Source organism: Sphingomonas gilva (assembly GCF_003515075.1).
Lineage (GTDB): Bacteria > Pseudomonadota > Alphaproteobacteria > Sphingomonadales > Sphingomonadaceae > Sphingomonas > Sphingomonas gilva.
The window spans coordinates 148,992-160,218 of the sequence record NZ_QWLV01000009.1 but is presented as its reverse complement, the minus strand read 5'-3'; the positions used below and the strand labels follow the sequence as shown (position 1 = coordinate 160,218).

General features: G+C 66.5%; 10 protein-coding genes. 5 read left to right on the top strand and 5 right to left on the bottom strand.

Translation table 11 applies throughout. From position 1 onward, the window contains the following. Positions 1-74, bottom strand: a 74-nt coding sequence (locus tag D1610_RS17630; RefSeq protein WP_425453247.1) for a helix-turn-helix domain-containing protein, incomplete at its 3' end; no start/stop codon positions are given. 133 nt (positions 75-207) lie between these two features. Continuing rightward, complete coding sequence (locus D1610_RS15815) at positions 208-1,983, bottom strand: cation:proton antiporter domain-containing protein (protein WP_118865155.1); 1,776 nt, start codon at positions 1,981-1,983, stop codon at positions 208-210. A gap of 116 nt (positions 1,984-2,099) precedes the next feature. On the opposite strand from D1610_RS15815, the gene D1610_RS15810 reads away from it, so the two are divergent. Both D1610_RS15810 and D1610_RS15805 read left to right on the top strand, forming a co-directional pair. Further along, entirely contained in the window at positions 2,100-3,731 is a 1,632-nt protein-coding gene (locus D1610_RS15810) for a cation:proton antiporter domain-containing protein (protein ID WP_425453246.1), read from the top strand. Further along, the gene (locus D1610_RS15805; protein WP_118865154.1) at positions 3,731-4,945 is read left to right on the top strand and encodes an FAD-dependent oxidoreductase; all 1,215 of its coding nucleotides are present in this window, start codon (positions 3,731-3,733) and stop codon (positions 4,943-4,945) included. Before D1610_RS15810 ends, D1610_RS15805 begins: the two co-directional genes overlap by 1 nt. Here D1610_RS15805 and D1610_RS15800 read toward each other — a convergent pair. Together D1610_RS15800 and D1610_RS15795 are read right to left on the bottom strand one after the other, a co-directional pair. After that, the gene (locus D1610_RS15800; protein ID WP_118865153.1) at positions 4,907-6,517 is read right to left on the bottom strand and encodes a bifunctional GNAT family N-acetyltransferase/carbon-nitrogen hydrolase family protein; all 1,611 of its coding nucleotides are present in this window, start codon (positions 6,515-6,517) and stop codon (positions 4,907-4,909) included. The genes D1610_RS15805 and D1610_RS15800 overlap by 39 nt on opposite strands. 215 nt (positions 6,518-6,732) lie before the next feature. Next, positions 6,733-7,953 carry an NADP-dependent isocitrate dehydrogenase gene (locus tag D1610_RS15795; RefSeq protein ID WP_118865152.1) on the bottom strand — a complete coding sequence of 407 codons (1,221 nt, stop codon included), beginning with the start codon at positions 7,951-7,953 and terminating at the stop codon, positions 6,733-6,735. Positions 7,954-8,399: 446 nt separating this feature from the next. Here D1610_RS15795 and D1610_RS15790 point away from each other — a divergent pair, with 446 nt between their 5' ends. Both D1610_RS15790 and D1610_RS15785 read left to right on the top strand, forming a co-directional pair. Then, entirely contained in the window at positions 8,400-9,131 is a 732-nt protein-coding gene (locus tag D1610_RS15790) for a phosphatidylserine decarboxylase (RefSeq protein ID WP_118865151.1), read from the top strand. Between the two features lie 10 nt (positions 9,132-9,141). Beyond that, positions 9,142-9,957, top strand: coding sequence for a CDP-alcohol phosphatidyltransferase family protein (locus tag D1610_RS15785; protein ID WP_118865150.1), 816 nt, complete (start codon positions 9,142-9,144; stop codon positions 9,955-9,957). On the opposite strand, the gene D1610_RS17300 is transcribed toward D1610_RS15785, so the two are convergent. Next, positions 9,884-10,108, bottom strand: coding sequence for a hypothetical protein (locus tag D1610_RS17300; RefSeq protein ID WP_222927035.1), 225 nt, complete (start codon positions 10,106-10,108; stop codon positions 9,884-9,886). The genes D1610_RS15785 and D1610_RS17300 overlap by 74 nt on opposite strands. Before the next feature lie 238 nt (positions 10,109-10,346). On the opposite strand from D1610_RS17300, the gene rpsB reads away from it, so the two are divergent. Then, positions 10,347-11,165, top strand: a complete 819-nt coding sequence (rpsB, locus tag D1610_RS15775; protein WP_118865148.1) for a 30S ribosomal protein S2 — start codon at positions 10,347-10,349, stop codon at positions 11,163-11,165. The last annotated feature ends 62 nt before the right edge of the window (positions 11,166-11,227 follow it).

Sequence of the window (11,227 nt, the reverse complement as noted above, 5' to 3'; positions counted from 1 at the left end):
AGCGATTGCCCGGCTTCATGAAGCCGGGCAATCGCACACCGTTCCTCGATCGAAAGCTGGCGGTATCTCGACATGGCAACACCTGTACGTGGTGTTGCACTTCGTTTGTGAACTCAGAGGGGTCCATCTCTCCGTCAGAGCGGCCTCGTTTGTGGCACGATGGATGCCGGAACAAGTCCGGCATGACGGTGAAAATCTCGGCTACGCCTAAGTCTCCACCTCGCTCAGCCGCGTGCGCCGCAGCCGCGGCTCGCGGTCCATTTCGGCGTCGTGCTTGATCGCCTGGCGCATCTCGTCGCGCTTGGCATGGATCGAGGCGATCACCGGGCCGACCGCCACGCCCATGTCGACCAGCAGCGCTTCCGAAAGTTGGAGCGAGCTTTCGAGCGTTTCGGGCACCGCTTCGCTCGCCCCGGCCTTGTAGAGCTGGGCGGCATGCGCGGTGTCGCGCGCGCGGGCGATGATCGGCAGATTGGGAACCCAGCCGCGCACGCGCCGCGTGAGCGAGACGGTGAGCACGGGATCGTCCATCGTCAGGATCAGCGCGGTCGCATGGCCGAGCTTGAGGCGATCGACCAGCTCGGCGCGCGAGGCATCGCCGAACAGCACCGGATATCCTTCGCGTCGCGCCTCCGCGACCGAATCGATGTCCGATTCGACCGCGACATAGGGCTTGCCGTGCGCGGCGAGCATGTCGGCAACCAGCCGCCCGACGCGGCCGAAGCCGATGATGACCGCGCCCGGCCCCTCTATGCCCGTCGGCACCTCCGGCTCTCCGCCCGCCGCGAGTTCCACCTTGCGAGCGAAATCATGGCCGACGCGCGCAAGCAGCGGGGTGATCGTCAGTCCGATGGCGGTGACCGTCTGCCAGAAGGCGGCGGTCGAGGGCTGGATCAGTTGCGCCTGCGCGGCTGTGGCCAGCACGATCAGCGTGGTTTCCGACGGGCTCGACATCAGCACGCCGGTTTCGGTGGCGATGCCGATGCGCGTGCCGATGGCGCGCAGCAGCCCGGTGGTGACCGCGGCCTTGACCGCCACCACGCCGACCACCGCGAGCGTCAGCTCCAGCCAATTGGCGGCGATCTCGGCGAGGTTAAGGCTCATGCCTACGGTGAGGAGAAAAACGCCTAGCGCCAAACCCTTGAATGGCGAAGTTACGACCTCTACCTCATTATGATATTCGGTCTCCGCAATGAGCAGCCCGGCAAGAAGCGCACCGACGATGGGCGAGAGGCCGACGACGGCGGTGGCGACGCTGGCCACGATCACGACGAGCAGGCTGGCGGCGAGGAACAGCTCCGGACTCTTGGTCCGCGCGGCCTGCGCGAACAGGCGGGGCAGCACGAAGCGGCCGCCGACGAACATCGCCGCGATGGTGAGCCCACCCTGCCACAAGGTCATCCCTACGCCGCTCCAGCCCGCATCCTGCGCGTAGGGCGCGAGCGCGCCGAGGCCGAAGATGATGGGGACCAGCGCGAGATCCTCGAACAGCAGCATCGAAAAGGCGGCGCGACCGACGCCGCTCGCCGTGCCGACCATCGGCAGCACCAGCGCGGTCGAGGAAAGGGCGAGCGCCAGACCCAGGCCGATCGCACCCGCCCAGCCTTGCCCCAGCAGATTCAGCGCCAGGCCGATCAGCAGCCCCGATATCAGCAGTTCCGCCGCGCCGACGCCGAACACCAGCCGCCGCATCGACCATAATCGCCGGAACGAAAGCTCCAGCCCGATCGAGAAGAGCAGCAGCACGATGCCGAGCTCGGCGAAGGGCTCGATCGAGGCAGGATCGGAAATGGTGAAGTAATAGAGCCAGGGATATTGCCCGATCATCGAGCCCAGCCCGTGCGGGCCGACGAGCACGCCGACCAGGATGAAGCCGATCACCGGGCTGATGCGAAAGCGCGCGAAGGCCGGGATGACGATCCCCGCCGCGCCCAATATCACCAGCGCATCGCTGAACCCCTGATTGTGAATCTCCAACGCCATAGGTGAGACCTTAGCTTCGCGGTCGCAGCAAATGCCAGCGAAACGATTGCCGGATTCGCATCGGTTTTCGGGGTTACATCGCGCGCGGCCCACCCTAGCTTGGGGCAACAGGGAGAATGGCGCTGCCGGAACATCATATCACGCCGCTGATCGGAACGATGGTGGCGGGCCTCGTGCTCGCTTTCCTGCTGGCGCTGGTTGCCCAGCGGCTGCGGATCTCCCCGCTGATCGGCTATGTGCTGGCGGGCGTGGTGGTCGGCCCGTTCACGCCGGGCTATGTCGCCGACCAGAGCCTGGCCAACGAACTGGCCGAGATCGGCGTGATCCTGCTGATGTTCGGCGTCGGGCTGCATTTCTCCGTCCGCGACCTGATGTCGGTTCGCCGCATCGCCATCCCCGGCGCGCTGGTCCAGATCGTCGCGGCGACGGCGATGGGGGCGGGTCTCGCCTGGATGCTGGGCTGGGGGATCGGCGCGGGGCTGGTGTTCGGCCTGGCGCTTTCGGTCGCGAGCACGGTCGTGCTGCTGCGCGCATTGCAGGTGCGGAACATCCTGGAGACCGAGCGCGGCCGCGTCGCGGTGGGATGGCTCGTGGTCGAGGATCTGGTGATGGTCCTCGCGCTGGTCATGATCCCGGCGCTGGCCGGCGCCGGTAGCGGCAGCGATCTCGGCTGGACGCTCGCGATCACCATCGGCAAGGTCGCCGCCTTCATCGCGCTGATGCTGATCGTCGGGCGGCGCTTCGTGCCCTGGCTGCTCCACCGCGTCGCCCATACGGGGTCGCGCGAGCTGTTCCGGCTGGCGGTGCTGGCGATCGCGCTGGGCGTGGCGGCGGGGGCGACCCTGCTGTTCGGCGTGTCGTTCGCGCTCGGGGCCTTCTTCGCCGGGATGATCCTGGCCGAATCACCCTTGAGCGCGCGTGCGGCGGAGGAGACGCTGCCGCTGCGCGACGCTTTCGCCGTGCTGTTCTTCGTCTCGGTGGGGATGCTGTTCAACCCGTCGATCCTGATCACCGACACGCTGCCGGTGCTGGCGACGCTGGGCATCATCGTCATCGGCAAGTCGATCGCCGCCTTCGCCATCGTCCGCGCCTTCGGCCGGCCGACGCGGACCGCGCTGACGATCTCGGCGAGCCTAGCGCAGATCGGCGAATTCTCCTTCATCCTCGCCGCGCTGGGCGTATCGCTCGGCGTGCTGCCGCGCGAGGGGCGCGATCTGATCCTGGCGGGCGCGATCCTGTCGATCATGCTCAATCCGCTGGTGTTCTGGGCGATCGGCCGCGTGGCGAGGCGCCATGACGTCACCGATGGCGAGGCGCCCGCCGCCGCCTCTGCGGCCGAGGAGGCGCCGGGGCATATCGTCCTGATCGGTCATGGCCGCGTCGGGTCGCTCGTCGCCGGGACGCTGACCGGCGGCAGGCGGCCGCTGACGGTGATCGAGACGCAATCGGACACGGCGGCGCTCGAGCCGTCGGTCACGCGCGTGACCGGCAACGCGGCCGACATGGCGGTGCTGCGCCGGGCGCGGATCGAGGATGCGCGCCTGCTGCTCGTCGCCATCCCGGATGCGTTCGAGGCCGGCCAGATCGTCGAGCAGGCGCGCGCCATGAACCCCGGCCTGCGCATCGTCGCGCGCGCGCATGAGGACGCCGCGGTCGATCATCTCACGCGGCTGGGGGCCGACCTCGCGATCATGGGCGAGCGCGAAATAGCGCGGCGGATGATCGATCAGGCATTGTCGGCGGCGTGATGCAGCCGCCCATCGTCATCGTCGGGGGCGGACCGGCCGGCATGATGGCGGGGCTGCTGTTCGCCCGGGCCGGCCTCAAGACGGTGGTGCTGGAGAAGCACGCCGATTTCCTCCGCGATTTCCGCGGCGACACCGTGCATCCCTCGACGCTCGAACTGTTTCGCGAACTCGGCCTGATCGATGGATTGCTCGCGCGGCCGCACGACAAGGTCGAACAGCTCACGGCGCGTATGGCGGGGCACGAATATGCCGTGGCGGATTTCCGGAGGCTGCCGGTCAAATCCCGCTTCATCGCGCTGATGCCGCAATGGGAGTTCCTCGATTTCGTCGCCGATTCGGCACGGGCCTTTCCCGCCTTCGCGCTTCGCATGAATGCCGAGGCGGTGGATCTGATTTCATCCGGCGGCCGCGTGACGGGCGTGCGGCTGGCAAATGACGAGGCGATAGCGGCGCGATTGGTGATCGCGGCCGACGGGCGGCGATCGGTGCTGAGGGGGGCTGCGCGGTTGCCGCTCGAGGATCTCGGCGCGCCAATGGACGTGCTCTGGTTCCGCCTGTCCAAGGCGGAGACCCCGCAAAACGCGACCGGCGGGATATTCTCCGCGAGCGGCATGCTCGTGACGATCGACCGGGGCGATTACTGGCAATGCGCGCTGGTGATCGCCAAGGGAAGCGCCGAGCTGGTGCGCGAGCAGGGACTGACGGCGTTTCGCGATCGTATCGCCCGCATCTCGCCCGCGCTGACCGTCGCCGAGCTGGTCGATTGGGAGCAGATCAAGCTCCTGTCGGTCGCGCTCGACCGGCTGACCCGCTGGCACGCGCCGGGTCTGCTCGCAATCGGCGATGCGGCGCACGCGATGTCGCCGATCGGCGGTGTCGGCATCAATCTGGCGATCCAGGACGCGGTCGCGACCGCGAACATCCTCGCCGGCCCGATGCTGGCCGGGACGGACCCCGATCCCCTGCTCGCCAAGGTGCAGGCGCGGCGAATGCTGCCGACCCGGGCGATACAGGGACTCCAGCGGGCGGTGCAGACCCGCATACTGTCACCCGCGCTCGACGCGCCGGAGGCGATCGAAGCGCCGCTCGCGTTGCGCATGCTCGATCGTTTCGCGCCGTTGCGCACGCTGCCGGCCCGGCTGATCGGGCTGGGCATCCGGCGCGAGCATATCCGATCACCCGCCGCCGGGACTGTGCGGTCCGGGCGGGACTGAGCCCTGCACGCGCGTGTCGCCGGCGTGCGGATGGCTGTCGAACCGGATATGGTACAGGTCGAAGCGGCGGTCGGTCAGGTTGCGCACCGTGCCCTCGGTTCGCGCCCAGGTGAGATCGGCGAGGTTGACGTCGCTGATCGTCAAGGTCTCCACATTCTCGGTCGCCTCGGCGGCGATGCCGTCGCGCGCGAAGGGGAAGTCGCACGGGGTCAGGATGCAGCTCTGCGCATATTGGATGTCCATATTGTCGACGCCCGGCAGATTGCCGACATTGCCGGAGAGGACGACGAAGCACTGGTTCTCGATCGCGCGCGCCTGGCAGCAATAGCGGACGCGCAGATAGCCCTGGCGGCTGTCGGTGCAGAAGGGGGTGAACAGGATGCGCGCGCCTTCGTCGACCAGGCGCCGCGCGAGCTCCGGAAACTCGCTGTCGTAGCAGATCAGCACGCCGATCGGCCCGCAATCGGTCTGGATGACGTCGATCGATTCGCCGCCCTTGATGTTCCACCAGTATCGCTCGTTGGGGGTGGGGTGGATCTTCTCCTGCGCGTGGACCGATCCGTCGCGCAGGCAGATATAGGCGACGTTCTGGATATCGCCGTCGTCGGTGCGGGTCGGGTGCGATCCGCCGATGATGTTGATGTTGTATTCCAGCGCCATGCGGCTGAGTTCGGCGACGATCTTCGGCGTGTGCGATGTCAGTGCGTCGATCGCCTCGGCAGGCGCTAATGTGCGTTTCTCGAACGATAGCAACTGCAGCGTGAATAGTTCTGGAAAGACGACGAAATCGCTACGGTAATCCGCCGCGACATCGACGAAATATTCGACATTGTGGACGAACTCGGCGAAATCCTTGACCGCCCGCGCCTGTAGCTGGACCGTGGCGAGGCGGACGCTCTCGACCCCGCGCGGCAACGAATACACCTTGTCGGCATCGTCGGCGACATAGGGGTTGCGCCAAACCATCAGCGCGGCGTTGCCGGCGGACTGCCTGTCCTCGGGAAGATAGCCCTTGAGCACCCCTTTGGGCTCGAAACCGTTGCGCAGCTGGAAGCCGATCACCGGATCGCGCAGCTTCCGCTGGGCGACCTGATCGAGATAATCCGCTGGCCCATCCACCTTTCGGCGATTGCGGGCATAACTCGGCATGCGCCCGCCGATGACGATGCCGCGCAGTTCGAGCCGTTCGGCGAGATGCTTGCGCTCGTCATAAAGGCGCTGTCCGATGCGCAGGCCGCGCCGGTTGGGATCGACGCACATTTCGTAGCCGTAGAGATAATCGCCCGTCGGATCATGGCGCGAGCCGAAACCGTTCGCGGTGATCTCCTCCCAGTCGTGCGGCGCCAGCGCTACCGCGCCGTCGATCCGCATCGATGCGCAATAGCCGACGACCTCGCCCTCATGCAGCGCGACGAACTGACCTTCGGGATAATGGTTGATCTGCCCGCGGACCATGCCGGCCGAATAGCCCGAGATGCGGTCATAGGCGCGATCGACCAGCGCGACGATGCCAGGCACGTCGCGCGGTGTGGCGACGCGGACCTCGAGCGATGCCTTCCTGGTATTGCGCATGGCTACTCCTTCTCAATCCTCCCCGGAACGGGGAGGGGGACCGCACGACGAAGTCGTGTGGTGGAGGGGGCTCACCGCGAGCGCAACGCCGGTGGAGAGCCCCCTCCACCAGCCTGCGGCTGGTCCCCAGTGTTGGGTCGATCGTGCCCCCGGCACGATCTTGAATTGCCGGGGGCAATCCAACCCAACACTCCGCGAGCGGGGAGGAACTTAGATCACACCCAGGCGGCCATTTCCTTTTCGAGATTGACGCGCACCGCCTCGAAGAATTGTTCGGTGGTCATCCATGCCTGATCGGGGCCGATGAGGATCGCGAGATCCTTGGTCATCTGACCGGCTTCCACCGTCTCGACGCAGACGCGCTCCAGCGTCTCCGCGAAACGCGTGACGTCAGGCGTGCCGTCGAACTTGCCGCGATATTTGAGACCGCCGGTCCAGGCGAAGATCGAGGCGATCGGGTTTGTCGAGGTCGCCTTGCCCTGCTGGTGCTGGCGATAGTGGCGGGTCACCGTGCCGTGCGCGGCCTCCGCCTCCACCGTCTTGCCGTCGGGCGTCATCAGCACCGAGGTCATGAGGCCGAGCGAGCCGAACCCCTGCGCAACCTGATCCGACTGCACGTCACCGTCGTAATTCTTGCAGGCCCAGACGAACTTGCCGCTCCATTTGAGCGCGGAGGCGACCATGTCGTCGATCAGGCGATGTTCGTAGACGATCTTCGCGGCATCGAACTGCGCCTTGAATTCGTTCTCGAAAACCTCCTGGAAGATGTCCTTGAAGCGGCCGTCATAGGCCTTCAGGATGGTGTTCTTGGTCGACAGATAGACCGGCCATTCGCGGCCCAGGCCGTAGTTCAGGCTGGCGCGGGCGAAGTCGCGGATCGAATCGTCGAGATTGTACATCCCCATCGCGACGCCGGAGGAAGGGAACTGGAACACCTCCTCCTCGATCGTCTCGCCGTTCTCGCCCTGCCACTTCATGGTGAGCTTGCCGGGACCCGGGACGCGGAAGTCGGTCGCCTTGTACTGGTCGCCAAAGGCATGGCGGCCGACGACGATGGGATCGGTCCAGCCGGGGATCAGCCGGGGGACGTTGGACATCACGATCGGCTCACGGAAGACGACGCCGCCCAGGATGTTGCGGATCGTGCCGTTGGGCGATTTCCACATGCGCTTCAGGTTGAACTCCTCGACGCGCGCCTCGTCGGGCGTGATCGTCGCGCACTTCACGCCGACGCCATATTTCTGGATGGCCTTGGCGCTTTCGACCGTCACCTTGTCGTCGGTGGCGTCGCGATGTTCGATGCCCAGGTCGTAATAGTCGAGCTCGATATCGAGATAGGGCTTGATCAGGCGCTCGCGGATCCATTCCCAGATGATGCGGGTCATCTCGTCGCCGTCGATTTCCACGACGGGGGTCTTCACCTTGATCTTCGCCATCGAATGCTCGCTTGTCCTAGGGGAGGGGAGTTGCCGGGTGCGTTTAGGGTCTGTGTTCGTGATCGGCAATGGTCTGGACGGAGCGGATTTTGGCGCAGGGCTAGAAGCGAGGAGGGAGCGATGCCGAAGCATCGTGACCGACAAGCGACGATGGACAGGCCGCCATGTCCCCCGGACATGGCTAAAACTGCCGGGGGCAGTTTTACCTGTCCATCATGCGCCAAAAGCCGCCCGCCGCTGCGCGGTCGCCCGGAGAGGCCCGCTGGCTACGTCGCTTGCTTGCGCGTAGCTTCGGCTACGCGTCTGCGCTGCGCTCCTTGCCAGCGGGCCTCTCCGGGCGATCCAGACCGTTGCCGATCACGAACACAGACCCTCAGCGAGCCGCGCGGACCGATCAACCGCATGTGCGCGTTGTCAGGCGTCGGGACGCTGCGTAGAGAGGCGGGATGACATCATTAGAGAAACCGGCGGCCGGAACGACGACCGTCAAATGGCGCTTCCCATCGGTCCATCCGGAGGGGCGCAAGTTCGTGCTGATCGCCGTCGGGCTGACGCTGCTCGCCACGCTGATCTGGAATGTGCTGTTCTGGCCGTTCGTCGGGCTGACCATCTGGGTCGCGGCGTTCTTCCGCGATCCGATCCGCACGACGCCGGCCGACGACACGCTGATCATCGCGCCGGCGGACGGGCTGATCACGATGATCGAGGAGGTGCCGGTCCCGGTCGAACTGGCCGGCGAGGATGCGCTGGGGACGGCGCCGCTCACGCGCATATCGATCTTCATGTCGGTGTTCGACGTGCACATCAACCGCGCGCCGATCGGCGGCACGATCAAGCGCGTCGCCTATATCTCCGGCAAGTTCCTCAACGCCGATCTCGACAAGGCGAGCGAGGAGAATGAGCGACAGCATATCCTGGTCGAGCGCGGCGACGGCACGCGGATCGGCTTCACCCAGATCGCCGGACTGGTCGCGCGCCGGATCATGCCGTTCGTCAAGCCCGGAGACATCGTCGCCAAAGGGCAGCGGGTGGGCCTGATCCGCTTCGGCAGCCGGGTCGACGTGTTCCTGCCCGCGGGCACCGCGCCGCAGGTGGCGCTGGGCCAGCGCTCCATCGCGGGTGAAACGGTGCTGGCGCGCATCGGCAGCGGACAGGGCGTCACGGGAATCGCGCAATGAAGCGCGCCAAATGAAACGAGAAGGCCGTTTCCGGCCGCTGCAGCGGGGAATCCCGCTGCGCGCGATCGCGCCCAATGCGGTGACCGTCACCGCTTTGTGCTTCGGCCTGACCGGCATACGCTTCGCCATCGCCGGCGAGTTCGAACGCGCGGTGGTGGCGATCCTGATCGCCGGGGTGCTCGACGGCATGGACGGACGCATCGCCCGCGCGCTGCACGGCGAGAGCCGCTTCGGCGCCGAGCTCGATTCGCTCTCCGATTCGATCGCCTTCGGGGTGGCGCCCGCGCTCGTCATCTTCCTCTGGTCGCTGATCGGCATCCCGCAATATGGCTGGCTGTTCGCGCTCGCCCATGCGGTGTTCTGCGTGCTGCGGCTGGCGCGGTTCAATGCGCAGATCGACGCGGCCGAGCAGCCGCACAAGTCCGCCGGCTTCCTGACCGGCGTTCCCGCGCCGGCGGGCGCGGGGCTCGCCTTCCTGCCGATGTTCCTCTGGCTGTGGACGGGGATCGAGGATTTCCGCAATCCCTGGTTCGTCGCTCCCTGGATCGCGCTGGTCGCCTTCCTGATGATCTCCAGCGTCGCGACCTACAGCTGGTCGTCGCTCAAGCTCCGCCAGAATGTCAGGTTCGAAGCGATCGCGGTGATCGCGCTGGTCACCGGTGCGCTGATCACCGCGCCCTGGGCGACGCTGTCGGTGGTGTCGGCCGCCTATATCGTCACGATCCCGTTCAGCATCCTGAGCTATCGCCGGGTCAAGCGGCAGCGCGCAGGGCTGCGCGGACCGGCGCCGGCCGCATCGCACGATGCGGAGCCGCCCGCGGCCTGACCGCGATGGCGCGGGGCAGCGCCACTTCGCGCAGCGATCCGTCGAGCAGTCCGATGATCCGGTCGCGTTCGGCGCCGATCATCGCGGCGATGACACCGATCGCGGCGAAAGCGGCCACGACGAAGACGAGCGTGCTGATGACGGCAACCATGCGAACCTCCCGAACCAATCCGGCCATCGCCCGGCGGCAATCCACAGCCTGTGGATAAGTTCCGCGTTCCGGCCTGTGGCGCTATATGTTCTTTATATGTTCCACATGTCAAGCCTTGAAATCCAATCGCCGACGCTGTAAGCGCGCGCCTCCACACCGCATGGGATGCGCACATACCGGTGCCGGGCGATTGTCCGGTCACTGCGTCCCAGAGGCATAACCGGAAAGGAACCATCCTATGGCGGCACCTGTCGTCACGCTGCAGCAGCTGCTCGAATCGGGCGCGCATTTTGGCCACCAGACCCACCGCTGGAACCCGAAGATGAAGCCCTACATCTTCGGCGACCGCAACGGCATCCACATTCTAGACCTGTCGCAGACCGTGCCGCTGTTCGCGCGTGCGCTCGACTTCATCAGCCATACCGTCGCCGCCGGCGGCAAGGTGCTGTTCGTCGGCACCAAGCGCCAGGCGCAGGAAGCCGTAGCCGAAGCGGCGAAGCGTTCGGGCCAGCATTATGTCAATCATCGCTGGCTGGGCGGCATGCTGACCAACTGGAAGACCATTTCGGGCTCGATCAAGCGCTACAAGGCGCTCGAGGAGCAGCTGTCGGGCGACACCCACGGCCTGACCAAGAAGGAAGTGCTGCAGCTGACCCGCGAGCGCGACAAGTTCGAGCTGTCGCTGGGCGGCATCCGCGACATGGGCGGCATTCCCGACGTGATGTTCGTGATCGACGCCAACAAGGAAGAGCTGGCGATCAAGGAAGCCAACACGCTGGGCATCCCGGTCGTCGCGATCCTCGATTCGAACGTCTCGCCCGACGGCATTGCCTTCCCGGTGCCGGCGAACGACGACGCCAGCCGCGCGATTCGCCTCTATTGCGAGGCCGTGGCGATCGCCGCGACCCGCGGCAACCAGGAGCAGGCCGCCAGCCGCGGCCACGACCTGGGCGCGATGGCCGAGCCGCCCGCCGAGGAGGCGCTGACCGAGACCGCAGAGGCTCCGGCCGAAGCCGCCGAGGCGCCCGCCGACAACTCGGAGCAGGCGACCGCCTGATCCCCGCGTAACGCAAAGGACATGCGGGCGGGGCAGGGCGTTCACGCGCCAGGCCTCGCCCG